This window comes from Leptospira saintgironsiae, assembly GCF_002811765.1.
GTDB lineage: Bacteria > Spirochaetota > Leptospiria > Leptospirales > Leptospiraceae > Leptospira_B > Leptospira_B saintgironsiae.
Map to the genome: position 1 here is coordinate 94,172 of NZ_NPDR01000001.1, position 24,099 is coordinate 118,270.

A 24,099-nucleotide genomic window follows, 5' to 3' on the forward strand; every position below is an offset into this window, starting at 1 on the left:
TCTCCATGCTCGATTTGCGGAAACTTTCGGGATTCAATCTTTTAGATTTTCTGACGGGGAAAAATTCCTTGGAAGAAAAAGCCTTAAAGAGCAATTACAGGATCGCCGTTTTACTTCATTCTTTGAATAAGGTTCTGCAAAAAAAAGTGGTAGAGGGAACTGAAGATCTAGAGTCCCTAGTAATGGATTCAGGTCGGGGTGTCTTATACCTTTCCGGACATTATTCTATCCAAGGATTGGCCTGGTCCAAAATTTTAAGAACAAATCATATCAGATACAAACTCTCTTTACGACCTGTAAAAGTGGACGGAAACAGAGTGGTGTTTCGAATAGAAGCATTTAGACTCTATGATCATAACCCAAGATCCATAGATCCAATACGGATTTTTTCTAAAGTTTTCAAATTCCATAGAAAATTAATATTAGAGGAAATAGTCGAAGAAATTCCTGAAATATTATCCCTTACGGAAGTCGGGAATGAGATCAGAGTCGACTTAAATTATTTTTTAGCAGAAATTCCGGAAGTAGCAGGAGCTGTTTCAGTCCAAAAGGTAATCCCCGAAAAAGGAAATGTATTCTTATTCGTGCGCTCTAATACAATTTTAAAACCATTATTGGATTTTTTTGGTCCGGACTATCTGAGAATAGAACCGATATCGGAGAACGAAGACAGCATGCTCATGCTGTGGAGGGATTAGAAAGATTGGACATTATCGTGGGTTTTTCAAGAATCAGTATAGAAAGGGTCGAACGGCTTTAAGTCGTTTAACATAAAATTAGGATAAGTCCAAATGAGGATCATTTACCTCACCGATATCCACGACGGACTCAGAGGATTGAAAGAAGTCCTTCTAGGAACCGAATGCGACTTGTACCTATTCTCCGGCGATATAATCTATAAAGCCTTTTTTAACCCAGAACGTATTATCGAATTTGTAACACTTCAAGAAGATATGTATCGGATCATGGATGATATCAAAGAAGAGATCAATCCTTATGATTACGCAACAAGAGCGGTACGTTTTCCGGAGAAGTACCAGCCTAACGTGGTAGAAAAATCCCACGATTACAGAAGATTATTCCACCAAGCCGCAAAAACGATGAAGGAAAAATACGAACTCATCGAGATCATTATCCAAAAATACGCAAAAGCTCCTGTATGGTTACTACCAGGAAATTATGATATAGATCTTCAATATTCCGCGTTATACGAAAGAGACCTGCACAGAAAAACCTTCGATATGGGAGGATTAAAATTTGCAGGTTATGGTGGAGCTCCAGTGATCACTTCTGGAATTCCAGAAAAGTTAGCAGTAAAATTCCACGAGTACAATCGTAACGGAAAAAATTACAGCGAACCAGAAGACTTTTTCAAAGAAGAAAATCCAGATGTGGTTGTGATCCATAATCCAGCTTATGGATTTTTAGATAAGATCCCAAGTTTTGGTAATGTAGGCTCCCAGGGGATCAGAAGATATTTAGACGATTATTCTCCTGCCTTAGTTGTCTCGGGCCATGTTCACGAAGACCAAGGGATCGTAAAAAAAGGAAAAACAGTGTTTTTGAATCCTTCTAATTTTGGACCGGTTGATTCAGTCTTCGGATTTCAACCTGGAGGCTTCTTCTCTGAAATAGAAATAGAAAACAATCTTGTAAAAAATGTAAAACTGAATAGACTATCGGATCACTCAATTCGCCACCTTTTAGAAGTCGATTGCTCTGGAGACAAGTTAGAGCTTGTCCATGCAAGCAGCGACTCAGAAGTTTCGGCGGAAGATTTTATCCGATAGTTATGACTCTTCCCAAACTAAGTTCAAACTCCAATATTATAAAATTTTTAGGTCTGAAAAAGTTTTTCAGATCTCACGAAACTGGAGTCTCCAGAGAAAGAATAGAAGATTTCAAAAAATTTAATAAACTCATCAATTACGGAGGAGACGAAGTAGCATTCGATATCTTAGGCTCCTTAAATTTCGGCCAGGCCACTTCTGATTCTGACACAGACATAGTAATGTATACCAGATGTGAAGAAGGTAAGATGGGAGAATGTGGACTGGAAAATTGTTATAAAATTGCACTTTTCAAACATATGTTCTTGAACCTGGTTACCTTTGAACATAATTCTCAAGCTTATAAATTGGAAATCGTGGATTGTATCAATCTAAACCAATTAGAAAAAGATATAAAAGATAAGAATGCTGATTCTGCTTTACTCATTCGTTTTTGCTTTTACAGATCTATTTGTAGAGGAGTGAATCGTAGGCTTCTTCATAAATACGAAAATATGATCTCAGAGAACCTTCCTCTTTGGGAAAAAATTTCAGAGTCACTAGAAGAATGTTTCGAAGGAATTATTAAATCTTCTCAGCATACTTATTCATTTCATAAATACGCAGGAAGATTAGCAGACAAGGGAATCAAATTGCCCGGTTCTATGGCGGAGAAAATAAAGGATTATCTAAAACAATGATCACCTTTCTCACCTTAGTTGCTTGTTTGGCCGCCGCCGCCATCTTCTTCCATGTTTTATATACTGTAGATACAAAACGTTTGGATAAAAAAGATTCCAAACGACCTAAAGACAAAGATTATGGAAATCCAAGAAAAGTATACGGTGGAAATTGGGACCCGAACATTCCTCGCCCCAGACTTTGTCCTGTATGTGGTCGGTTCTTGGATAAGAATGAATACTTATACGCAGTTCTTTTTGAACCTGCAACTCCTGGCGCAAAACGACAGGCGCGGATTTATGGTTGCCGTTACTGTTACCTAGGATTGGATGATTCAAGTTCGGCTCCAGAGGAGATGGTGCAAAATTCTCCTCAACCGAAACCAGTCCAGGATGAAGAACTCGGTCTCTGATAAAAAAAATTCTACCGTTTCCCTAACTAGCTCCATCGGAGTCGTTAAAGGTGTTGGTCCTAAAAAGCAGGAAGTTTTGGAATCCGTAGGGATCAAAACTATTCAGGATCTTTTAGGATGGTTTCCGCGCAGATACTTAGATCGGAACTTAACAGAAAACATTCTACTCAAGCAAGGAGAATCAGTTACCTTAATTTTAGAAGTAATCGATTCTTATCTGGCTCATGGAAAAAAATCCAGACTAGTAGTTTCTGCAAAAACAAAAAACAACGAACCTATCAGTTTAGTTTTCTTCAGAGGTATCCAGTTTTTTCGGCGAGTTTTCCAACCCGGAATTCTTGTAGCTGTAACCGGTAAATTGGAATATTTCAGAGGATTCCAACTCATGCATCCTGATTACGAAGTTCTATCTTATGGTGGGAACTCCGACATTTCAGAAGATGATCTTCCGGAAAGCATTCACACTGGTCGTATCATTCCTCTTTATCCTACAACGGAAGCGATGAGAGATGAACATCTTAACTCCAGAGAACTTCGCAAACTCATACACTTTGCTTTAAGACTTTTAGAAGGTAGAATCCAGGAAATCCTACCAGCACAAGTCGTTAAAAAAAGAAATCTAATGGATAGAGCCCAGGCTTATAATGAGATCCATTTTCCTACAGAAGATGAACAATTAGGAAGAGCAAGGACAAGATTTAAATACGAAGAACTATATTATTTCAATCTTCTGATAGAATATAAACGTTCTCAAAGAGCAAAAGTTCCCCGGCTTTTATGGCCTCTTCCTGAATCTAAAACGGCAAAAGATCTGATCAAAAATCTACCCTTCGAATTAACTCCGGACCAAAAAGAAAGCATCGCAAAAATTTCAGAATGGACCAAGTCAGATACTCCGGCTGCAATCCTATTGCAAGGAGATGTAGGTTCCGGAAAAACCTTGGTAGCACTTTTAACCGCGCTCAAATATACGGATAATCAAGTTCAAGTGTGTATGGTCGCACCTACAGAAATTTTAGCCAGACAACATTACCAAACTGTAATGAATTTTTTAGGAAACATGCCTTTCTTACGAATAGAACTTTTAGTAGGAAAAGAACCTAAAAAAACCAGGGCAGAAAAACTATTCAGGATCAAAACAGGAGAATCTTTATTTATTATAGGGACTCACAGTGTTTTCCAAGAAGACGTGATCTTCAAAGACCTGGGACTTGCAATCATAGATGAACAGCATAAGTTCGGAGTAGAACAAAGAGAAACATTAAGATCCAAAGGAAAAAATCCGGACATTCTCGCGATGACTGCGACTCCTATTCCAAGAACACTTTGTCTTACTCTGTACGGCGACTTAGAATTAGTGACCTTAAAAAATCGACCTGCTGGCAGAATCCCGATCAAAACATTATGGTTCACAGAAGGTAAAAGATCCGGAGTTTATAAATCCATCCAAAAATACGTCTCCCAAGGAAGACAATGTTATATTGTTTACCCTTTGGTAGAAGAATCCGAAAAATCGGATCTTAAATCCTGTATAGAAGCATACGAAACATTAAGAAAAGATGTTTTTCCAGAATTCAAAGTGGGACTTCTTCACGGGAAAATGGAAACTTCCGAAAAAGATAGGGTCATGAAATTGTTCCAACAAAATGAGATCCAAATATTAGTCAGCACCACAGTTATAGAAGTAGGTGTAGACGTTCCGAATGCTTCTGTAATGGTAATAGAACACTCAGACAGATTCGGGATCTCTCAACTTCACCAGCTAAGAGGGCGTGTGGGCCGGGGAAAACATGAGAGCTTTTGTATCTTAATTTCAGACTCCAAAATTACAGAAGAAGCAAGATATCGCATCCAAGCCTTAGTCGATTCTGATGATGGCTTCTTCTTATCCGAAGCTGACCTAAAATTGAGAGGCCCCGGAGAACTTTTAGGCGTAAGACAAAGTGGACTGCCAGACTTTAAGATCGCTGACTTAAGAGAAGATAGCCAATGGATTGAGATTTCCAGAGAAGATGCGAATCAATTTGGGAATTTGGGAGATCTTGAAAAATCGGAAATCGTTTCCAGATTTTCGGAAGGCGCTTTATTGTTTTCGAATTAAGAGGAAAAATTTCCGGCCGACTAAGAATGTTCAGTCGACCGAAAATTAACGATCCGCGAACGGATCAGTAGATAAACGGAATAATTGTCGGTCTAGGGTTTAGATCGCAAGTAAAACCACCTAAATCCACAGTAAGTATGTTAATGATCAATGCTTCATTTGCACAATCGTCAACATCTGCTTTGTTATAGTATTTATCTTCTTCTACTTTTGCTAATTGAGGAGCAAGAATAGAAAGAACTTCGAAACCGCCCACTGCGGATCCAATAACTGCACTTGTCAGGATAATACTTTTTGCTTCTTTTCCATCTACGGTATCCGGATAGGATAGACCAATTGCATCGAATAGAACACAATTAAAAGTTAGGAACAGGGGCAGAAGAAGAGCGATGATTTTTTTCATCCAGGGTTCTCCCAATTTGTTTTTTACAAAAAATTTCCAATTAGAGCTTAACTTCAACCGAATTTCATAAGTAATGCAATACAAATTTCCAGATTTCAAGGCCGGAGTTTGTCATAAAGTCCCAGAAATTTCTGTAGTAGCATTTGTGTCTTTAACAGATTAGGGCTACTAGAAAATCCCTTTTCTCCAAGTCGCCGAAGAAGAATATGGAATTATGCCGTTCCTATTCCGATGTTTAGTACTTGTTCTGATTTTCGGTACCTTCTCCTTATTTTCGCAAACAACAGACGAAATCTACCAAGGTATCGCTGAAACTTCTTACCTGATTGGAGATTTTCCTAGGGAAAAAGCTCTCGTGTCTTTTACAAACCCTGGAGATCCAAGACAGTTCTTTCTAAGAAAGGAAACCAAAGCTGCATTTATAAAATTAAAAGAAGAATATAAAAAAGACCATCCTCAAGAAAGGCAAGAGCCGTTTTTAATTTCCGCTCATAGATCTTTTGCAGACCAAAAATCCATCTGGGACGATAAGTATTCTGGAAAGAAGAAGATGAGAGAACCAGTAAAAGATAAAACTCCTTCTCAGATCATCTCCTTAATATTGGAATTTTCCAGCGCACCTGGAACTTCTCGACATCACTGGGGAACTGACATTGATATCAATGCTTTGGAAAACTCCTATTTTGAAAAAGGAGGAAGAGGAGAAACATTCTATACTTGGATGAAGAAGAATGCGCACAGATTTGGATTCTGCCAGCCTTATTCTCCCAAATCAGAAAGAGCAGGAAAAGGTTATAATGAAGAGAAATGGCATTGGTCTTATGCCCCTTTATCTAATAAATTCCAAAAAGCTTGGGTAGATTCTTATAAAAAGGGAAAATTGAATTTTAAAGGAAAATTCCAGGGATCCGACTTTTTAGGAGATCTTCCCCTGGAATATGTAACATCTATTAATCCGGACTGTGCCAGGATAGATTGAGATAAGCGAGCGTGTCGGAGTTCCAACACGCAGAAACTTTCGATTATCTGTGGTTCATTACTCCACGATCACTATTTCTAAAGAATTTAATGATCTGCAGAACTTCAGCAGGATGGCCTGATTCCTTCTCCAATTGATCCAATGCAGTTCTATAATTCAATCCTGAATGATAGATCGTCTTGTATGCGTTCTTGATCGCTGATCTGGTTTCAGGAGAAAATCCTCCCCTTTTCAAACCAACAGTATTTAAACCGATGATTGTGCAAGGGTTTCCATCTGCAGTAGCAAAAGGAGGAACGTCCTGCACTACTTTGGAGCAACCTGCTATCATTGCATAATCACCCACAAAACAAAATTGGTGAACTGCAACTAAACCTGAAATGAATGCCTTATTACCAACTGTAACGTGTCCTGCCAAAACAAGACCATGAGTTAGAATATTATCATCTCCTAAAATACAATCATGACCTACGTGAGCATTTCCCATCACATAGTTCCGGTTTCCGATAATAGTGGGAGAATCTACCTTGGTTCCCTTATGAATATTGGAATATTCCTTAAAAGTATTATTATCTCCGATGATTGTTTTACTCGGAGTGCTAGGATCAAAACCTAAATCCTGAGGACCTACTCCGATTACCGCTCCATGATGTACTTTGTTGAATTTACCTAATTTAGTACCTGCGAAAATTCGGGCTCCGGTTTCGATTACGGTTCCTTCGCCGATTACCACATCTTTTTCTATAATTGTATACGCACCGACTTCGACGGACTCGTGTAGTTCCGCTTTCGAATCGACGATGGCTGTTGGGTGAATTTTCATTAAGTTTCGCCTCTTAAATCTTCCATAATACGAAAATCGACGTGGATTTTTTATTCAAGCTATAAATAATTGGGGTCGGTAAACGGTTTAGCGCTTCGTCGAATTTGGGAAGCCGCAACCATTTACCAAACGCGGTTCGGGAAGGAGAATTCTATGCTAGTGGATTGGTCTCGTCTAGATTCCCTAAAACAAGGCGATGATGAAGATGATATTATTTGGCTGGAAGAAATGGTACGTTCTTTACGTAAGAACATGAACAGCCGTTTAGAGAATATCAAAACTTTCACTGAAGAAAAGAAAGACGTAGAACTCCAAGCAGAATTACACCAAACAAAAGGTGTCGCAGCAAATTTCGGGCTCGCAGCGGTTCAGAAGAATGTTACGGAGGCTGAACTGAAATTAAAGGAAGGAAACTTAGAAGCTTGTTTAGCTCTTTGTCAGGAACTTCCGAGTCTTTGGGAGCAAACCAAAAAAGAATTAGCTCCCAAATTTCCGGAATAAGTCAGAACTTTCCGACTTATTTTTTCCCCTTACGTTCCAAAAAATAAGAATCTACCTTATCAGTTATAGGTTTGATTTTATCTTCGTAGGTTAAAATAGCTTCTACTGTTTTTTCGTAAAGAGTCATGAGAAGTGCCTGAGCCGCATCACACATCTGTTCTTTACGGAACTCTTCTACATGTAAAGTTTCAGTAATGGATCCATCCGGATTAAACGGAAGAGAAGCCAATAAATTAGAAACCACAATCTTATCGTCACCAGCAACATGGCTTGGGTCGAAGATCACAGGAAGAATTGTTTGGTTCTTAGCATGAGTGATCACATTCAGATCCGGAGTGTTACGGCAATATCCTTCCTTGATGAAAAGAGTTTTTACTCCTCTTTCACAAAGAACTATATTCAAATTTCCTTGATTAGCAATATATTCTGCAGCGGAAAACCATTCGATAGCTTCGTTACCGAAACCTCTTTTTAAGATCACAGGTTTACCAGTGCGACCAACTGCTTCTAAAAGTTCGAAGTCTTGAGCATTTCTTGTTCCGATCTGGATCATGTCCGCATGTTTGGAAACTTCTTCCGCCATGGTATGGTCCATAACTTCGGTTACATAAGGAAGTCCGGTTTCTTCTTTTACTCTATCGAGTAATTTGATTCCGTCCCAACCCATTCCTCTCCAATCAGTCGGACGAGTTCTAGGTTTGAATGCTCCACCTCTAAAGATGATACGATCTAAGATCCCAAATTTTTTACCAATCTCCACCGCTTGTTTCGCGATAGTAACGGTTTGCTCATAAGTCTGAGGAGAATCCGGACCAACTAGGAAGATATGTTTTCCAGTTCCAAACTTACGAACTAATCCATCTTTTCCGTGAACTTCTACAATTCGGTTCTCACGATGGACCACTTCTCCGTTTTTACCCGCAGCAGTACGAGCGATATTTTTATAAGGCAATGATACGTTCCAGATTCTAGTCACACCAGGAAGTTCTTTTACATAACCTTCCTTGTCGGAGATCTTACGGGTATCCCCGATAAAATGAATGGTATCGGATACAACCGCTCCGCGAATAATCTCGGTGGCGTTCCCACATTCGGATGCTAAAGCCTTTATTTTTGCTTCAGTTTCCGGATATCCCTTCTCCAGTTCGACTATGTCCACGTATCTTCCGTCCTATCTTTGTTCGATTTTACAATCGGGATTGATTCTCTCTCCAGCCTTTACTTCACACATGGAACGTCAAGAAATCCGCAGAGAAAAGAAATTAATGAGAATGTTCCGGCCCAGGAAAACTTCCATTTCTCACTTCCTGAATATAGTTTTTGACTGCGCCGAAGACATCATCGTATCCATTCAGGAAAGTTTTTAAGAACTTAGGCTTAAAGCCCTTATTCAATCCAAGAAAATCGTAAATTACCAGCACCTGTCCATCGGTCGCTGCTCCCGCTCCTATCCCGATCGTAGGAATTGGGACAGATTCAGAAATTTCTTTAGCGAGAGCAGAAGGTATTAGCTCGAAAACAATGGAGAAGGCTCCGGCGTCGGAGATCCCTTTTGCTTCGCTTATCAATCTCGCCTTATCTTGTTCAGCTTTTCCTTGGATTTTATGTCCTCCGAAAACGTTCACGGATTGAGGGGTAAGACCTATATGTCCCATAACTGGGATGCCTATTCTTTCCAATTTATAGATAAGTTCCAATATCTCAGGGCCGCCGCCTTCGAATTTTACTGCGTCGCATCCGCTTTCTTTCATTACCTTTCCGGCAGAGCGGATCCCTTCTTCCAAAGAAACCTGATAGCTTAAAAACGGAAGATCCACGACTACGAATGTATTCGGTGCACCTCTTCTGACCGCCTTTGCATGATAGATCATCTCATCCAAGGTAACGGGTAAGGTGGTTGGTTGGCCTTGGTAAACAACTCCAAGAGTGTCTCCAACGAGAATACAATCCACGCCCGAATCTTCTAAAATCCGAGCGAACATAAAATCATAGCAGGTCAATACCGTGATCTTTTTCTCTACAGGTTTTGGCCCTCTGGGAAATATTTTGCTAACATCTCTCATATCATCCCTCCGAAGGATTCCCAAAAGCTTGGATCAGGGAACCTTCTCCGAGTTCATTTAAAAGTTCTAATATAAAAGGACGGGTAAACAGACTATGATGGGGAAGATGTAAACCCTTCTCATGGACTTTCATATCGTCGATGGACAAAATATCTATATCGATAACACGAGGGCCTTTGTCTCTTGTGCGGATCCTTCCCATTTCATTTTCAATTCCTAATAAAAAATCCAAAAGTTCTTTAGGAGAAAGATGAGTGGATATTTGCAGAAGTTGATTTAAAAAGTCAGGTTGGTCCGTAACTTCTAATGCTTCTGTGTTTAAAGCAGTTCCCTTTTTTAGGATCTCTATCTCGGGATGAGCACCGATCTTTTGGATCGCATCAGAAAGATATAATTCACGATCTCCTAGATTGGTTCCCAAACACAAAAATGCGATGTGATTATTTTTATCCATCAATGATTTCCGAAAGCACTATGACTTAGACGATAATCAGGACAATCTAAATGGATTTGTTTTGCCATCTCCATTAATCTAGAAAAGATCCTTCCTTCTGCTTTATCCTTCCAGTCACTCGGAGGAATATTAGAAGTGAGAATGGTTACCTTCTCTTCTTCATATCTTGCATCTATTAGGTCATATAACTGAGAGTTAGCCCAATCGGACTCTTTATTTGCTCCGAAATCGTCTAAAACCAAAACTTCCACATCAGTGAATTGTTTTTTTATAGTTTGCTCCATACCATGGAGTTCACTTTCTTTTTGATAACTATCTCGGATGGTAGAAAGAAAGTCACGATTGATCTTTGCGTATTTACATTCCAAACCGTAACGAAGAATGAGTTCGTTTAAGATAGCGCATGCAAGTAATGTTTTTCCGGAACCAGTTCCGCCCCAAAGATACAAACCTTGTTGTATTCTTTCTCTTTCTTTCCATTGTACTACGATATCATTTGCCCAGTCATGAGCCGCTAAAAAAGAAAGTTCAGTGGTATCCATTCGATCCAAGGTTCTGTACTTGTATCTAGCTGGGATCCCTGCCTTCTTCACCAAATATTCTACCCTGCCGAGTTCCACTCTAGCGTTATGACAGACGCAAGGTAACATTCTATTTTGACTTTCGTCATAGACCATGTAAGGAGCCTTTCCACCACAAGGGCAGGACTCTCCCACGCAGGAACAAAGTAACAGAACTCCAGAGCTAGAATTCTTTACGTTCTCTTCTAAAAGGAATCCGACTCCCGCACAGAATTTACAACTGGGAGAACCTTCTCGGATCGGGGTTAAATTCTTTAAATTCATGGTCTAGATCCAGACTGGAAAAAAGGAAAGTAATAGAAAGAAAGAAATCTAAGAGCCAATCATTTCCTAGGAATTCCTAAAAATCTGCTGACAAGTTCTGCTTTAAGCAAGATTCTGGAGGAGTCTCTGAACGGATTCGGAGAACAAAATTAGCAAAAAATGATAGAATTTCGCTAATGGATAGAGTAAAAAGATCCTCGTTTATGTCCCTTGTATAGGAAAAGTGGGAAATTTTTTCTAATCCAGGTTTATATCTAAAGGTCCCTGACCGATAGATAAACAGAAGAAAAGGACTTTGCTGTCTTTTTTCTAAATCCTATCTTTGAAAGAGAAGGCACAGGTGTGAGCACTATGAAGGTGATGAAGACTATATTCGTTCTTCTGGCCGTGGTCGGACTCAACCTCTCCTTGTTCGCACAGAACCAAGGGGGGCAGGATACGACAGATGCCAAGGCGGCAGCTGATAAGATCGACGAACTGCTGAAAGGTGAGCTCGTTCCGGAAGACGACGACAAGAATCTAACGGAAGAAGCTAAGAAACGTAAAAAAGAAATCCAGGAGCAGGAAGCGATCTGGAAGAACCCTGACTTCAAAGGTTACGACAAGAACTTCCAAGAACTCCATCAGCTTTCTAAGGCTTTCGCGAACAACAAGTTCCGCCTGGCCCTGACTAGCTATCAATCCGGAGTTAATACCGTCCTCAAGATGAGGGAAGCTGTTGAGCAGTACCGTAAAGAGGAAGCGGAGAAGAAACGTCTAGACGAGAAATGGTACTGGCAAAAGGTCGACCGTAAAGCTCGCGAGGATCGTGTCGTTTCCCGCCAAAAGTTGGAAGCAAAACAACAAGCATTGAATTATTTCACCAAGGCAATCAACCATTTGGATGAGATCAAGAACCCGGATTTACGTGAACGTGCCGAGTTCAAAAGACTTCTTTCAGATGTATACAGATCTTGGATTGTTACTGAATACGATCTACAAAACTTACCTCAGTGTATTCCTATATTGGAACTTTACATCGAGGTTAATGAAAATGAGAAAGAATACCCAGCTCACAAGTATCTTGCAAGCTGCTACGCTTTCGAAGAAAACATGATCAAGAAATACGGTGGAGCAAGCGAAGACCAGATGTTTAAATTCCGTCACAAGAAAAACATCCACCTTCTCCGCGCTACCGAGCTGAAATATGGAAAGGATTCCCCGGAATATAAACACATCGTTGCTTTGATTAACAAAGACGAAGTGATTTCGGTTCGCCCATAATCCTCTCTTTTCATTTCAATGTAGGAAAAAACCCCGGCTTTAAACCCGGGGTTTTTTTATACCCAAGCAGAATGGAATTCCTTACTGATTCCGGAATTTATTAGTATTTCCCGGTATCAAATCCTAAGATCGGACGATCCTTTTCCAAAAAGATTGTATTCTATATCTCACAGAACACCGGAATTTCCGGAAAGAATGTTTAGAGGAGAGAATAAGAATGGTAGCTCAGACATTAGAAAGACCGAGCCTCAACCAGAACTCCCAAGCGGAAAAAGTATATGATGTAGTCATCATAGGAACTGGATTCGCTGGGTTATGTATGGGAATCCGTTTGAAACAAGCGGGAATAGAATCTTTTGTTATTTTAGAAAAAGGAAATGGGGTTGGAGGAACCTGGAGAGATAATACTTATCCTGGAGCGGCCTGTGATGTTCAGTCCCATCTGTATTCTTTCTCCTTCGCACCCAAATCGGATTGGTCCAGACTTTTCGGACCTCAAGAAGAAATCCTAAATTATATGAATCAATGTACGGACCATTTCGGGATCCGTTCTTATATCCGCACAAACTCAGAAGTGAGTGGAGCCTCATTTGATGAAAAAACAGGTTTATGGGAAATCAATATTGTAGGTGGAAAATCCTACAAAACAAAATCTGTAGTAAGCGGCACAGGCGGTTTGAGTAGACCAGTTCTTCCAAATATCAAAGGAATTGATACTTTTAAAGGAGCAAAATTCCACTCTGCAAAATGGGATCATAGTTATAATCTTCAAGGGAAGAAGGTAGCAGTGATCGGAACAGGAGCAAGCGCAATCCAGATCGTACCTACAATCGCTCCTATCGTAGGAACATTAAAACTTTTTCAAAGAACTCCTGCTTGGATCATACCGAAACCAGATAGTAATATCTCTGGTTCCGTAAAAGGGATCTTTAAATTCATTCCTCCATTAAGATGGTTATTTAGAAAAGCAATCTATTGGTTGAACGAAATCGGAGTATTAGCTTTCGCAATCAATCCAAAGCTAATGAGAATTTTTGAGAAGTTCGCTAGAAGTTTTATCAACAAAAGTATCCATAACGAAGAACTTAAGAAAAAGCTAACTCCGAATTATACAATTGGATGTAAACGGATCCTTCTTTCAAACGACTATTATCCTGCATTGAACCGGGAGAATGTTGAATTGGTTACTGATGGAATAGAAGAGATCACTTCTTCCGGAATTAAAACAAAGGACGGAGTAGAACATAAGGTAGATGCGATCATTTTCGCTACAGGATTCCAAGCAGCAGAAGCAGTTTCTCCTTTTGAGATCAGAGGAAGAGGCGGAAAACTTTTAGCAGATGTTTGGAAAGATGCTGCAGAAGCTTATTTAGGAACCACAGTTTCCGGTTTTCCAAATATGTTCATGATCGTAGGCCCAAATACTGGTTTAGGTCATAGTTCTATGATCCTAATGATAGAATCCCAAGTGCAATATACTCTCCAAGGGATTCGTTATCTACTTAATAAGAATATAAAGTTCATAGATGTTCGTAAAGATGTTCAGGACCATTATAACGAAGAGATCCAAAGACGTCTTAACAAATCCATTTGGTTGACCGGAGGATGCGTAAGCTGGTATAATACTAGTTCTGGTAGAAATACGACTCTCTGGCCAGGATTCACTTTCGAATTTAAGGCCAGAACGTTCTTCCTTCGTCCTAAAGATTACGAATTTGTTCGTGCAGATGGAAAGATAAAAAAACCTGGGATCGGATCCAGAGTTTCTATGGCTTTAGATGCAACCTTTGGTTAAGCGTATCGCCTAAATTAAAGAGTCCAGTATACCAAGATTTCCCGGTTACCATCTCTCCCGGTAATTGGGGAATCTTCCAAACCTATCCGTTTTCCTTTAATTTCACTTTTCAAAAACCGCAAAAAAGAACGGATCGTTTTCCAACGTATCCAAGGATCTCGCAAGACACCTTTATCCAAATTTCTGGATTCAGTTTCGAACTGAGGTTTGAATAGACTAACTATATTCCATCGAACGTCAGGATTTTTACTTTTGAGTTCAGAAAGAACAGGAAGAACAATACGAAGAGAAATAAAACTCAAATCCATTACGAGAAAGATCTCATCCGGAAACTTTTTCTCTGTTTTTTCAGCCCATAAAGAAGACAATAATTTCCAACTAGTATCTCTAATATGGAATCTATCTCTAACGGTAACCTTTGGATTCATCGCGACTTTGGAAGCCATCTGTCCATAGCCAACATCGAAGGCGAAAACTAACTCTGCTCCTTCTTCCAAAAGAACCTGAGTGAATCCCCCAGTCGAAGCTCCCCAATCTATACAAAGTTTTTCTTTAACGGATATATTCCATTTTTCGAATGCGGCTTTAAGTTTGTAAGCTCCCCTACTTACATATTTAGGAATAATCTCTCTAATACGGATCTCTACCGACTCTTCGAATAATGTACCAACCTTGTCGGACATTCTATCGTTCACAAGAACTGAACCGGATAAGATTAGGCTTCGAGCCTTGGAAATATCTTCAGCCAAACCCTTTTTCAAGAGTAAGTCATCTAGTCTAATTTTTTCTTTTGCCAATGTTAGAAGGTAAGGATTGAAAGAATTCTGGAAATTCGGAAACTTCTATTTTAGAAGAAGAAGTATCCAAATCGAATCCTAATTCTTCCAATTCAGAAACTATATGTGAAACCATCTGTTTGCAAGTTTCCATTCCATATAAAGAAGGGTAAGTGATCTTTCCTGATTTTCCATCTTTTCCTGGAGTTTTTCCGAGATCTTCTTTAGTACCTTCGATATCCAAAATATCGTCTGTGATTTGAAATAATAAACCAAGCTTAGCACCATATTCGGAAATAGTTACTTCTCTTTCTAGGAAATCTTCTCTCAATCGATTTCCCATTAGAAAGGACGCCTGGATCAAAGCTCCGGTTTTCAATCTATGAGTTTTAGAAAGTAACTCTTCTTTTGTTCCAGTTAAAGAAGAAGGATTTCTCTCCAATAATAGATCATACATTTGTCCGGAAACCATTCCCGCGGCACCGGCACCTTTTGCCAAAGTCCTAACCAAATCCTTATGTAAATTTTTTTCAGAAGAATCGATCCCGGTCAACCAATCAAACGCATACGCCTGCAAAGCATCTCCAGCAAGTATCGCAGTTGCCTCTGAAAATTGTTTATGAAGAGAAGGTTTACCTCTTCTGAAATCATCATCATCCATACTAGGAAGATCATCATGGATCAAACTATATGTATGAACAAATTCTAATGCAGCTCCGATCGAAAGAGAATCATTATCTATCTTTCCAAAAGACGCGAAGGCAAGAATCGGCCTTAATCTTTTTCCACCAGCTCTCAGACTATATTCCATGGCTGCAGCAAGTTCAGGAGCAGATTCTTTTTTAAAAAACGGATATACTTGGTTTTCTAAGTAATCTTCGAAACGATCTTTAGAACGTTTTAGTAGTTGAGAAAGTTCGTTTGTTTCCGTTCGATTTGTCATTTTCCCGATTCGACAGTAATCACCACTTTGCCGGTAGTATTTCCAGTTTGGAAATGTCGGACTGCTTCCGGAAGATCCACAAAAGGGTATACGGAACCGATATGAGGTGGTTGCAAATTTAATTTTAAAAGTGCTTTTAGATGAACAGTTAGTTCATCGATCTTCTCATATAACCAGATCAGATTGAATCCCATGACAGCTTTATTTTCAGAGACAATCTCTAATGTATCTACTTTAGGTCTGGTCAAATATCTCCAAGCTAAAGTCAGCCAATTGACCTTATCTCCCTGGCTCATAAAAGAAGCGGAGCCATAAACTACCATGCGACCCATAGGAGAAAGAGCGTCGTAGCTTGCTTTGAAAATTTTACCGCCGATACATTCTAAAACTAAATGTAATTCTCTGCCACCTAGTGCGGTTTTTAATTCTTCTGGAAACCGAGAAGATCGAATGATCCAAGCATCATAACCTTCCTTCTCCAAAAGAGAAATTTTAGAATGATTTCCTACAGAACCTAAAGTCCAAGCTCCGAATTTTTTAGCGATACGATTAGCGTAAATTCCTACTCCACCCGCAGCACTATGTATCAAAACGTTTTGACCTTTTCTTAGATCTCCTAAAGGAAGAAGAGCATAATAAGCAGTAAGTCCTTGGACTAAAAATCCCGCTCCTTGCTCAAAACTCCATTTTGATGGAAGTGGGAAAATATATCTAGAGTCTATGTTTATATAATCCGCATAAGCTCCGAATCTGGTCACTCCCATGACCTTGTCATTTTTTTTGAAGTTTTTGACCTTCTTACCAACAGCGATCACCTTGCCGGAATATTCCAAACCTGGAATAAAAGAACCTTTAGGTGTAGCGCTATACAATCCTTGGATCGCAAAAATATCTGCAAAATTCAGACCGATTGCACGGATCTCTATAGTGACTTCATTATCCTGCGGAGGGGGAAGTTCCTCTTCTCTTCTTTCCAGAGAATCTAAAGAACCCTTGGTATCGACTCTATAAACGGAGCGAATCATGAGGGCATTCTGCTCTTTTAATTCCTATCCTAAAAGGAAAAAATAGATACGAACGGAGGAAAAATTTCCTCCGTTTCTTGGATGGTTACTTAGAAGGGAAAATTTCTTTTAGGAAATTCTTGAGCTCCAACCAGGAACGTTTATCCGCTTTTTCATTATAAGCCGCCCCTTTAGAGTTATCATTCCCTGCTTCTTTGATGGTGAAAGAATGAACCGCTCCTCCGTAAGAAACAAGCTGCCAATCCACTCCAGCATTTCTCATTTCTTCTTGGAAAGCTGCCACCTCATCCGGTTTTACAAAAGGATCATCTGCTCCATGAAGTGCCAAAACTTTGCCTTTAATATTTTTTGCATCTTCTGCCTTAGGAGCAGATAGACCACCATGAAAGCTGATGGTTCCTTTTAGCGGAGCTCCACTTCTTGCCAACTCTAGGGCAGTGGTTCCGCCAAAACAATATCCTAAGATCGCGAGATTTTTTGGGTCCACACCAGTTTGGGATTTTAACGCGTCTAACGCGGCCTGGCCTCTGGCTCTCAATAATTTGCGGTCGCCTTCTCTAAAAGAAGCAGCTAATTTAGAAGCTTCTTCCATAGATTTAGGACGTACACCTTTTCCATAAATATCCGCAGCAAAAGCAACATAACCTAATTCTGCGAGTTGTTCTGCTCTTGCCTTTGTATTTTCTCCTAAGCCCATCCAATCATGGACAAGCACAATACCTGGAGCTTTTTTGGCTCCTTCCGGATAAGCAACAAAACCTTCTAAGACAGTGTCGCCTTGTTTGTATTCTACGAATTCGGATTTAACTTTTGCAGATAAAACATTCGTCGCTAAAAGAAACGTTATACTGAACCAAATGATCTTTTTCATGCTTATATTCCTCGGGAATTCCCGTTTGAAAAATAAATTTGATATTAGACTGATTCGAAATTTAAAGCGAAAAACTTAAGATCAAAAATAAACTACACGAAGATCCAAACCACCATGAGTGATATGTACTGTTTGTAATTTAGAGCTAATTCCTTTTAAAAAAGCAGACCAAGTTTCTTCGTCTGGGCAAAGAATAAATCCGGAAACTTCGCAAGGAAGCTCCCACCAAACTTTTAAAGTTTCTGCGATACGTTTGTACAATCCAAGGTCGGAACCTTTTTGTATTCTCAAACCATAAGGTGGATTAAGAGGCATCCAGATTTTTCCTGGTTTGCCTGCGGATTCCCAGACTTCTTTAGGAGATAAAGAGAAGAAGTCACCACCTTTCCCGATAAATCGATTTTGTGAACTCAAAGGAAATTGTTTTATAAATTTCTGATATTCTTCGCTTCTTTCGTTTAGATAGGAGAAAATTTCCGGTTCTGAATCGTTATACCAGAATGTGAATTTTTTATTTTCTTCTTCCGGTCCTATCTTACGTTTTAAAAAATCCCAACTAGGCGCTGGAAATTCTTTCAGTTCTTGGAACATATAGTTCCTATCTAAATGAGGAAATCCAAGTTTAAAAAGTAAAGAAGCTGATTCCCAAATAAATGTCCCTGAACCTGCAAATGGTACAAATACTCCATCAGGATCTGGCATACTTTTCTTTAATAAATGTAAAAGAAAAGCGGCGGTATCTTCCCTGACAGGAGCAGATTTAGATAGAGGTTTAAAATTTCCCCTTTGGAACAGGGGAGCGCCTGCCAAACTTAAAGAAAGAATGATACTTTCTCCAAGAGCAAGTGCATTCAGTTCAGTGTTTTTAGAATCAGGATCTCCAGATGAGGAATAAGATTCTTCCCAAAAAGAATATAATTCTTCTCTGGAAATTTCTTTTCTTCCCCGCACCTGTGGATGGAAGTTTATCCCCCAACCTTCTGGTAAAATTTCATTTTCTCTTAAAGATTCTATCAAACCGGAGAAATTAAACTCTTCATCCAAAGGGAATTTACCCAGGTTCAAACGAAAATCTCTGATCCAAGGAATTCTAACCAATACTTCTAACGCTTGGCGAAAATTCGTTTTTTCTAATATAAACTTCTCTGGAAAAACCTTAAATTCAGGAGTATGATTTCTAGGAAGAAATGGATCGGAAATAATTTGAGAAAGTAAAACTTCCGTTTCTTTAGCAGAGCCAGGAGGAACTAAAAATTCCCATCTAAGAGGTTTGCCGGATTTAAACTTGGGAATTTTCCAATCCATAGAGATATTTTTTTAAAATCGATTCTCCAGGAAAGGAAAAAGTCCCAGATACTTCTCACTTAGAATTTAAAGCGGAAACTCCTGCTCTGGCTACTTGCCCATCTTGAGTAGATTGGGCTCCCGAAACTCCAATCGCCCCTATAATTTTTCCGTCCAGAAGGATCAGCTCTCCACCTTCTAAAGGAAAAACTCCTGGAACAGCTAAAAGCCTGAGACCAATACCACCTTTTTCAACCGCCTCTTCCAATGCGCGGCTCGGTCTTTTAAAATTATTAGCGGTCGCAGCTTTTCCCTTTGCGATATCAATGGAACCTATCTGAGTATTATCCATTTTTTGAAGTAATACCAAATTTCCTCCTGTATCAACAATAGCGATCGCCATATTCCATTGGTTTTTCTTTGCTTCAGCTTCTGCGGCAGCGATTACCTTTTTGGCCTGTTCCAAATTAATATTGGGTCCATAACTTAAAGGTTGGGCATGGGAGGGTAAGACAATTCCGAAAAATAAAAAGCAGAAGGCCAAAAACTTTGGGAATAAATTTACAAATATCGAATGTTTTCTTTTCAAAAGAATTCTCCTTAAACACAAAAACGCACTTTCTGATCTCTCAAAAAGGACTATAGTGTTAGATTTTGGATTTTAGTCTGAGAAGCGGAAAAATCTATCTGTCAATTAAAAAGAAGATCTTTCCGCCTTTGTAGATTTAGAATTCTGGAGAAACGAACTTGGCTTGGCCAGCGCGAGGACGGATCACAAATCTATATTTACGTTTTGCAATTTGTTCCGGGTTGTACCAACGAACTTGATAAACTGCCATTCCTTTTCCTGAGTTAGAAGTTTTTCTCACTTCTATATCAACTCCCTTATCGTCTACAGGTTCTCCATCCAGGGTTAACTCTTTCCAATCATTACCTTCTTTGTATTCAATAGAAACTAAAGATTCATGTAAGGAAATTTCAGAACGACCCACATCTTTATAACGGAAGACCCAATGTTTTTCCAGATTTTCTTCTGCTAAGATTAGCTCAGGAGAATCTACTAATTCTCTTACGCCTTCTGATTTTTCAGTTTCAGGAAAACGATCAGAACGATCCAATTCGTAATTCCAAGACGCAGGGAATGCTTCTTTTCCTCCAGCAGCTGGAAGATTTTTGGTCAGGTCAGCAAGATGTGCCTGTAAGAATGGTTGGGTGCCTGGTCCGTAAAGAGTATGACCACCTTCATAATGTTGGCGAGTATATTCTTCTGGAGTAGTTACATAACCGAAGTATCCGTTTGCACAACTGATCACAGATGCATTCTTGATCGGTTGAGAGCTGGACTTTAATGCCTCATCCACAAATCTTTTTCCAGATTCTTTAGTAACTTCAAAAGGAACAGGAAGAAGAAGTGTGTCTGCAATTTTCACAGACTGTAAAAGAAGTTTATGAGGGAACTTTGATTTTGGAAGAACGATAGGTTGAAGATATTTGAAACCTACTATTCTTTTATGACCTTGGCAACCACCTGTCAAAAACCAACGAGGCCAACCTTCTGCAAAGAATGGTAACCAGCTCAATACTGGAGTGAGTCCATCTTCAGCTCCGCCTGTTAATGCAGTTCCTACATAAGGACGATCACAAACTTCTGCATCAGCTATCTTTTGGTTTTCATACAGATCCACTTCTCTTGTATTAAAAGAAAGATTAGCTTCAGTGCTTAGAGAGTTTTGCAAAGAATCAAAAAGTTTGGAAGCTTCTGCCCCGATTGCTTCTCCAATTCTTCTGGATTCTATGAATCCTTGCATGTCTTCACGATAATCGGGAGAATTATCTCCGTGGGTAGAATTGTTTAGAGCATGGATTGGATCCCAGCTTGGTTTAAAATCTTTACGGATTTTCTTCTCTAAAATTCGAGTTGGATAAGCAAACACATCTGCGTTCGCAACATCATTTGAATTAGGTACAGTCGTCCCGTGAACAGAGAATGTAGAGAATGCACCAAGAGGTTTGTATCTTCCGTCTTTATCTTGTGCATCAATGCGGATCATCACTAGATCAGGATTGATTGCTTGGTATTGGATCTCTGGTTTTAATTCTTCGAATCCAGAGTTTTTATTAGCTCGATAAGCATCCAAAGATCTGTTTCTGGTCAGTCCCCAAATAGCGGTTTTTCCAGAGGCGATCTTAGCTGGTTTTGCAGATTTGTATGCTTCTTCTACTCCATTGGTCAAACGATCCAATACGAAATCAGTCCAACCCTTATCGAATCCAGGTTTGTTAGAAGCAAACTCGTTATAAAAATTATTATCGTAAAAGTTAGCAGGAGCAGAGTGTGTATGAGTTCCTGCAAACACTATCCCACCAAAAGAAATATCTGTCTTAGAAGCCAAACGTTCTGCAAGCAAATGATGGATCAAAAGTGATCCGGATAAAAGATCACTTTGGATCAGAACGACTGGCTCATTTGCATCTTTTCTAATATAGAAAATCCTAGCATAAAGACGAGTGCGGAAACCTTTTTCGGTCTCAGCCATTTTGGAATAACCTGCTAAAGGTAAACCGGGAGGAGGAGTTAAATCCACCTTGGAAATTCCAGCAACCAGCCCTCTGGTTTTGGATATGACTTCCGGTTTTTTATAAGCGATCTTATATTCGGCGACGGTTCCGCAAGCGACTGCAGAAAAGATTAGAAGGATCGAAATTAGGTACGGTTGTATTTTCTTCACTATTTGATTCGGTTTCATTCCCCCTCCGGGAATTCTTTGGTTTTTTTAGCCTCTACTTGCTATCAGAAGGGTAAGTTCTTAGCAAGAATTTTCGGATACGAGTATGTTATCGATCCGTCTTACAAACCAATTATATTCTCCAAAAATAGCTCGGATTTTTGACCCTCTTATTAGTTTGAGACAAAATAAGAAATAAAGATCAGGAATCTTCTATGTCCCAACCGGGCTTTTTACAAAGACTTAAATTTCATTTTTTCAATTTCTATCCTCCTTACTTCGGTGCGGGTATCAAGGTGAAAGCTTTAAACAAAGATAGGACCTTATTCTCCACTACAATGAAACTCACACCATTCAATAAGAACTATGTGGGAACACAATTCGGAGGATCTCTCTACTCCATGTGTGATCCTTTTTATATGTTGATCCTAATGGAACATTTAGGGTCCGGATATTTGGTCTGGGACAAAGCAGCAACTATCAGATTCATAAAACCAGGAGAAGGTACTGTAAGAGCTGAATTCCATATCCCTAAGGAAAAAATCCAAGAGATCAAAGAAGAAACAGATCGTAAAAGAAAAATGGACGTTACATTCACGGCTCAGATCGTCGATGTGAAAACAGGCAAGCTCGTGGCAGAAGTAGACAAAGTTATCTATGTCAGAAAAAAATTGAAAGAGTAAGATCTTAAACTCTTCCGCCCAAATTTCGTCAGTGCGGAATTTGTTGGAGTTCCTACAAAGCCTAGGACCTTCTACTCGAATGATCCTAAAGAAAGCCCTTTAAATCTTTTTTAAAGGGGCCTAAAATTGTTTTTCCCTAGGAACTACGATGAAATGATGGCCCCAAACGCTTATGTCCCAATGGAAAACCACACCTCTGTATGAGGAGCATAAACTTTTAGGCGCTAAGATGATACCTTTCGGCGGCTGGGATATGCCTGTTCAATATTCAGGAATCATCGCTGAACATACAGCGACTAGAGAAGCTGCCGGTCTCTTCGATGTTTCCCATATGGGGGAAATTTTTATCGAAGGCCAGGCTGATATTATTCTCGGCTTTCTCGAATCGGTTACCTGCAATTCTGTTTCTTCTTTAGCAAATGGACAAGTGCAGTACAATGCAATCATCAATGAGAATGGCGGACTAGTCGACGATATCACTCTCTACAAGTTTAACGATCAAAAATATATGATCTGCGCAAACGCGTCCAATGTGGATTCAGTTTATGCGTATCTAAAAAAGTATGTACCAAGTTCTGCAAAATTAGAAAACCAAAGTTCATCGTGGCATCAGATCGCGATCCAAGGCCCCAAAGCAGATTCCATTCTTTCTTCTTATTTTAAATCTGATCTAAGCCATATCGGATATTATAAATTCGTGTTATTCTCCTTTGCGGGAGAAGAGATCATTCTTTCCAGGACTGGTTATACAGGCGAAGACGGATTCGAAATTTACAGTTCTAATTCTACTGGTGTTAGAATCTGGAAGGAACTATTAGAGTTCGGAAAAACAGAAGGACTTCTTCCTGTAGGTTTAGGCGCGAGAGACACACTTCGTATTGAAGCAAAATATCCTCTTTACGGTCATGAGTTGGACGAGAACAGAAGTCCAATCCAATCCGGGATAGGCTGGATCGTAAAAGAAAAGAAAACACCTTATCCTAAATACGAACAGATCATCTCCGAAAAAAAAGAAGGGCCTAAAAGAAAGATCGTGGCATTCGAGCTGCAAGAAGCAGGTGTTCCAAGAGAGAATATGCCAGTATTAGATTCTAACGGCAAAAATATCGGGATCACAACTTCCGGTACCTTCTCCCCCTCCTTAAAAAAAGGAATAGGGCTTGCTCTCGTTGACTCTGAAAAGATCCAACATGGAGAATCCATCCAAATCGAGATCAGAGGACAGGCAAAGTCCGCAATTATATTCACCCAATCTTTCATTCCGGGTAGCATTCGGAAAAATTAAACTAAGGATTTTCAAATGGCAGTAACTAACGCACCTCCGGGTTATAAGTTCACAGAAAAACACGAATGGGTAAAAGTAGAAGGAGATACCGCATTGATCGGGATCTCTGACTATGCTCAGGCGGCACTTGGAGATATCGTTTTTGTGGACCTTCCAAAAGTAGGAAAATCTATCAAACAATCGGATACATTCGGAACAATCGAATCCGTAAAGGCTGCAGAAGATTTATACGCTCCTATCAGCGGAGAAGTAGTCGAAGTTAATGGAAACCTTTCCAAAAACCCGGCTGAAGTGAATTCAGATCCTTTTGGATCTTGGATGATCCGAGTCAAAGGGATCAATTCTTCCGAGTTGGAGAAATTATTAGATCCCGAATCTTACAGAGAATTAGTAAGCAAACTGGATTAGGAAAATAGA

At 39.6% G+C, this 24,099-nt stretch carries 25 protein-coding genes; 12 read left to right on the forward strand and 13 right to left on the reverse strand.

Annotation, left to right across the window (positions count from 1 at the left end; translation table 11 throughout):
* Positions 1 to 5 precede the first annotated feature (5 nt).
* The 5 genes from CH362_RS00365 (at position 6) to recG (ending at position 4,963) form a co-directional block, all read left to right on the forward strand.
* Positions 6 to 698: a hypothetical protein gene (locus CH362_RS00365; protein ID WP_100708391.1), complete on the forward strand. Its 693-nt coding sequence runs from the start codon at positions 6 to 8 to the stop codon at positions 696 to 698.
* A gap of 93 nt (positions 699 to 791) precedes the next feature.
* Positions 792 to 1,790 (forward strand): metallophosphoesterase family protein, encoded by a 999-nt coding sequence (locus tag CH362_RS00370; protein ID WP_100708392.1) that lies wholly within the window; start codon positions 792 to 794, stop codon positions 1,788 to 1,790.
* Positions 1,791 to 1,792: 2 nt separating this feature from the next.
* Entirely contained in the window at positions 1,793 to 2,470 is a 678-nt protein-coding gene (locus tag CH362_RS00375; protein WP_100708393.1) for a hypothetical protein, read from the forward strand.
* Complete coding sequence (locus CH362_RS00380) at positions 2,467 to 2,862, forward strand: hypothetical protein (RefSeq protein ID WP_100708394.1); 396 nt, start codon at positions 2,467 to 2,469, stop codon at positions 2,860 to 2,862. The genes CH362_RS00375 and CH362_RS00380 overlap by 4 nt, the downstream gene beginning before the upstream one ends.
* Positions 2,843 to 4,963: an ATP-dependent DNA helicase RecG gene (gene recG, locus CH362_RS00385; protein WP_100708395.1), complete on the forward strand. Its 2,121-nt coding sequence runs from the start codon at positions 2,843 to 2,845 to the stop codon at positions 4,961 to 4,963. The genes CH362_RS00380 and recG overlap by 20 nt, the downstream gene beginning before the upstream one ends.
* A gap of 64 nt (positions 4,964 to 5,027) precedes the next feature.
* On the opposite strand, the gene CH362_RS00390 is transcribed toward recG, so the two are convergent.
* Positions 5,028 to 5,366: a TIGR04452 family lipoprotein gene (locus CH362_RS00390; protein WP_100709211.1), complete on the reverse strand. Its 339-nt coding sequence runs from the start codon at positions 5,364 to 5,366 to the stop codon at positions 5,028 to 5,030.
* A 214-nt stretch (positions 5,367 to 5,580) separates the two neighbouring features.
* Here CH362_RS00390 and CH362_RS00395 point away from each other — a divergent pair, with 214 nt between their 5' ends.
* Entirely contained in the window at positions 5,581 to 6,345 is a 765-nt protein-coding gene (locus CH362_RS00395) for a M15 family metallopeptidase (RefSeq protein ID WP_100708396.1), read from the forward strand.
* A gap of 43 nt (positions 6,346 to 6,388) precedes the next feature.
* Here CH362_RS00395 and lpxA read toward each other — a convergent pair whose 3' ends face one another.
* The gene (lpxA, locus tag CH362_RS00400) at positions 6,389 to 7,168 is read right to left on the reverse strand and encodes an acyl-ACP--UDP-N-acetylglucosamine O-acyltransferase (RefSeq protein ID WP_100708397.1); all 780 of its coding nucleotides are present in this window, start codon (positions 7,166 to 7,168) and stop codon (positions 6,389 to 6,391) included.
* A 153-nt stretch (positions 7,169 to 7,321) separates the two neighbouring features.
* Here lpxA and CH362_RS00405 point away from each other — a divergent pair, with 153 nt between their 5' ends.
* On the forward strand, positions 7,322 to 7,669 hold the full coding sequence (locus CH362_RS00405; protein WP_100708398.1) for an Hpt domain-containing protein: 348 nt from the start codon (positions 7,322 to 7,324) through the stop codon (positions 7,667 to 7,669).
* 16 nt (positions 7,670 to 7,685) lie between these two features.
* Here CH362_RS00405 and CH362_RS00410 read toward each other — a convergent pair whose 3' ends face one another.
* The 4 genes from CH362_RS00410 to zapE form a co-directional block, all read right to left on the reverse strand.
* The gene (locus CH362_RS00410; RefSeq protein WP_100708399.1) at positions 7,686 to 8,828 is read right to left on the reverse strand and encodes an N-acetylneuraminate synthase family protein; all 1,143 of its coding nucleotides are present in this window, start codon (positions 8,826 to 8,828) and stop codon (positions 7,686 to 7,688) included.
* A 103-nt stretch (positions 8,829 to 8,931) separates the two neighbouring features.
* Positions 8,932 to 9,732, reverse strand: a complete 801-nt coding sequence (gene panB / locus CH362_RS00415) for a 3-methyl-2-oxobutanoate hydroxymethyltransferase (protein WP_100708400.1) — start codon at positions 9,730 to 9,732, stop codon at positions 8,932 to 8,934.
* Between the two features lies 1 nt (position 9,733).
* The gene (gene folK / locus CH362_RS00420; protein WP_100708401.1) at positions 9,734 to 10,186 is read right to left on the reverse strand and encodes a 2-amino-4-hydroxy-6-hydroxymethyldihydropteridine diphosphokinase; all 453 of its coding nucleotides are present in this window, start codon (positions 10,184 to 10,186) and stop codon (positions 9,734 to 9,736) included.
* Complete coding sequence (gene zapE, locus CH362_RS00425) at positions 10,186 to 11,031, reverse strand: AFG1/ZapE family ATPase (protein WP_100708402.1); 846 nt, start codon at positions 11,029 to 11,031, stop codon at positions 10,186 to 10,188. The genes folK and zapE overlap by 1 nt, the downstream gene beginning before the upstream one ends.
* 351 nt (positions 11,032 to 11,382) lie before the next feature.
* On the opposite strand from zapE, the gene fcpA reads away from it, so the two are divergent.
* On the forward strand, positions 11,383 to 12,294 hold the full coding sequence (gene fcpA / locus CH362_RS00430; protein ID WP_008589523.1) for a flagellar coiling protein FcpA: 912 nt from the start codon (positions 11,383 to 11,385) through the stop codon (positions 12,292 to 12,294).
* Positions 12,295 to 12,511: 217 nt separating this feature from the next.
* The gene (locus CH362_RS00435; protein ID WP_100708403.1) at positions 12,512 to 14,089 is read left to right on the forward strand and encodes a flavin-containing monooxygenase; all 1,578 of its coding nucleotides are present in this window, start codon (positions 12,512 to 12,514) and stop codon (positions 14,087 to 14,089) included.
* A gap of 14 nt (positions 14,090 to 14,103) precedes the next feature.
* Here CH362_RS00435 and CH362_RS00440 read toward each other — a convergent pair whose 3' ends face one another.
* From CH362_RS00440 to CH362_RS00470, 7 genes are all read right to left on the reverse strand, one after another.
* Positions 14,104 to 14,886, reverse strand: coding sequence for a TlyA family RNA methyltransferase (locus CH362_RS00440; RefSeq protein WP_100708404.1), 783 nt, complete (start codon positions 14,884 to 14,886; stop codon positions 14,104 to 14,106).
* Complete coding sequence (locus CH362_RS00445; protein WP_100708405.1) at positions 14,867 to 15,808, reverse strand: polyprenyl synthetase family protein; 942 nt, start codon at positions 15,806 to 15,808, stop codon at positions 14,867 to 14,869. Before CH362_RS00445 ends, CH362_RS00440 begins: the two co-directional genes overlap by 20 nt.
* Entirely contained in the window at positions 15,805 to 16,833 is a 1,029-nt protein-coding gene (locus CH362_RS00450; RefSeq protein WP_100708406.1) for a synaptic vesicle VAT-1 family membrane protein, read from the reverse strand. Before CH362_RS00450 ends, CH362_RS00445 begins: the two co-directional genes overlap by 4 nt.
* An 85-nt stretch (positions 16,834 to 16,918) precedes the next feature.
* Positions 16,919 to 17,704, reverse strand: coding sequence for a dienelactone hydrolase family protein (locus CH362_RS00455; RefSeq protein WP_100708407.1), 786 nt, complete (start codon positions 17,702 to 17,704; stop codon positions 16,919 to 16,921).
* An 81-nt stretch (positions 17,705 to 17,785) separates the two neighbouring features.
* Positions 17,786 to 19,009 carry a hypothetical protein gene (locus tag CH362_RS00460; RefSeq protein ID WP_100708408.1) on the reverse strand — a complete coding sequence of 408 codons (1,224 nt, stop codon included), beginning with the start codon at positions 19,007 to 19,009 and terminating at the stop codon, positions 17,786 to 17,788.
* A gap of 55 nt (positions 19,010 to 19,064) precedes the next feature.
* The gene (locus CH362_RS00465; protein ID WP_100709212.1) at positions 19,065 to 19,577 is read right to left on the reverse strand and encodes a GlcG/HbpS family heme-binding protein; all 513 of its coding nucleotides are present in this window, start codon (positions 19,575 to 19,577) and stop codon (positions 19,065 to 19,067) included.
* A 136-nt stretch (positions 19,578 to 19,713) separates the two neighbouring features.
* Positions 19,714 to 21,735 carry a neutral/alkaline non-lysosomal ceramidase N-terminal domain-containing protein gene (locus CH362_RS00470; RefSeq protein ID WP_100708409.1) on the reverse strand — a complete coding sequence of 674 codons (2,022 nt, stop codon included), beginning with the start codon at positions 21,733 to 21,735 and terminating at the stop codon, positions 19,714 to 19,716.
* A gap of 194 nt (positions 21,736 to 21,929) precedes the next feature.
* On the opposite strand from CH362_RS00470, the gene CH362_RS00475 reads away from it, so the two are divergent.
* From CH362_RS00475 to gcvH, 3 genes are all read left to right on the forward strand, one after another.
* A complete protein-coding gene (locus CH362_RS00475; RefSeq protein WP_100708410.1) occupies positions 21,930 to 22,397 on the forward strand; it encodes a YiiD C-terminal domain-containing protein in 468 nt (155 codons plus the stop codon).
* A gap of 172 nt (positions 22,398 to 22,569) precedes the next feature.
* Positions 22,570 to 23,682: a glycine cleavage system aminomethyltransferase GcvT gene (gcvT, locus tag CH362_RS00480; RefSeq protein WP_100708411.1), complete on the forward strand. Its 1,113-nt coding sequence runs from the start codon at positions 22,570 to 22,572 to the stop codon at positions 23,680 to 23,682.
* A 15-nt stretch (positions 23,683 to 23,697) separates the two neighbouring features.
* A complete protein-coding gene (gcvH, locus tag CH362_RS00485) occupies positions 23,698 to 24,090 on the forward strand; it encodes a glycine cleavage system protein GcvH (RefSeq protein ID WP_100708412.1) in 393 nt (130 codons plus the stop codon).
* The last annotated feature ends 9 nt before the right edge of the window (positions 24,091 to 24,099 follow it).

Excerpts from the sequence above, each read along its gene's own strand:
- CH362_RS00365 (WP_100708391.1), top strand. The coding sequence starts at position 6 with ATGCTCGATTTGCGGAAACTTTCGGGATTCAATCTTTTAGATTTTCTG.
- CH362_RS00370 (WP_100708392.1), top strand. The coding sequence starts at position 792 with ATGAGGATCATTTACCTCACCGATATCCACGACGGACTCAGAGGATTG.
- CH362_RS00375 (WP_100708393.1), top strand. The coding sequence starts at position 1,793 with ATGACTCTTCCCAAACTAAGTTCAAACTCCAATATTATAAAATTTTTA.
- CH362_RS00380 (WP_100708394.1), top strand. The coding sequence starts at position 2,467 with ATGATCACCTTTCTCACCTTAGTTGCTTGTTTGGCCGCCGCCGCCATC.
- recG (WP_100708395.1), top strand. The coding sequence starts at position 2,843 with ATGAAGAACTCGGTCTCTGATAAAAAAAATTCTACCGTTTCCCTAACT.
- CH362_RS00390 (WP_100709211.1), bottom strand. The coding sequence starts at position 5,366 with ATGAAAAAAATCATCGCTCTTCTTCTGCCCCTGTTCCTAACTTTTAAT.
- CH362_RS00395 (WP_100708396.1), top strand. The coding sequence starts at position 5,581 with ATGCCGTTCCTATTCCGATGTTTAGTACTTGTTCTGATTTTCGGTACC.
- lpxA (WP_100708397.1), bottom strand. The coding sequence starts at position 7,168 with ATGAAAATTCACCCAACAGCCATCGTCGATTCGAAAGCGGAACTACAC.
- CH362_RS00405 (WP_100708398.1), top strand. The coding sequence starts at position 7,322 with ATGCTAGTGGATTGGTCTCGTCTAGATTCCCTAAAACAAGGCGATGAT.
- panB (WP_100708400.1), bottom strand. The coding sequence starts at position 9,732 with ATGAGAGATGTTAGCAAAATATTTCCCAGAGGGCCAAAACCTGTAGAG.
- folK (WP_100708401.1), bottom strand. The coding sequence starts at position 10,186 with ATGGATAAAAATAATCACATCGCATTTTTGTGTTTGGGAACCAATCTA.
- zapE (WP_100708402.1), bottom strand. The coding sequence starts at position 11,031 with ATGAATTTAAAGAATTTAACCCCGATCCGAGAAGGTTCTCCCAGTTGT.
- fcpA (WP_008589523.1), top strand. The coding sequence starts at position 11,383 with ATGAAGGTGATGAAGACTATATTCGTTCTTCTGGCCGTGGTCGGACTC.
- CH362_RS00435 (WP_100708403.1), top strand. The coding sequence starts at position 12,512 with ATGGTAGCTCAGACATTAGAAAGACCGAGCCTCAACCAGAACTCCCAA.
- CH362_RS00445 (WP_100708405.1), bottom strand. The coding sequence starts at position 15,808 with ATGACAAATCGAACGGAAACAAACGAACTTTCTCAACTACTAAAACGT.
- CH362_RS00450 (WP_100708406.1), bottom strand. The coding sequence starts at position 16,833 with ATGATTCGCTCCGTTTATAGAGTCGATACCAAGGGTTCTTTAGATTCT.
- CH362_RS00455 (WP_100708407.1), bottom strand. The coding sequence starts at position 17,704 with ATGAAAAAGATCATTTGGTTCAGTATAACGTTTCTTTTAGCGACGAAT.
- CH362_RS00460 (WP_100708408.1), bottom strand. The coding sequence starts at position 19,009 with ATGGATTGGAAAATTCCCAAGTTTAAATCCGGCAAACCTCTTAGATGG.
- CH362_RS00470 (WP_100708409.1), bottom strand. The coding sequence starts at position 21,735 with ATGAAACCGAATCAAATAGTGAAGAAAATACAACCGTACCTAATTTCG.
- CH362_RS00475 (WP_100708410.1), top strand. The coding sequence starts at position 21,930 with ATGTCCCAACCGGGCTTTTTACAAAGACTTAAATTTCATTTTTTCAAT.
- gcvT (WP_100708411.1), top strand. The coding sequence starts at position 22,570 with ATGTCCCAATGGAAAACCACACCTCTGTATGAGGAGCATAAACTTTTA.
- gcvH (WP_100708412.1), top strand. The coding sequence starts at position 23,698 with ATGGCAGTAACTAACGCACCTCCGGGTTATAAGTTCACAGAAAAACAC.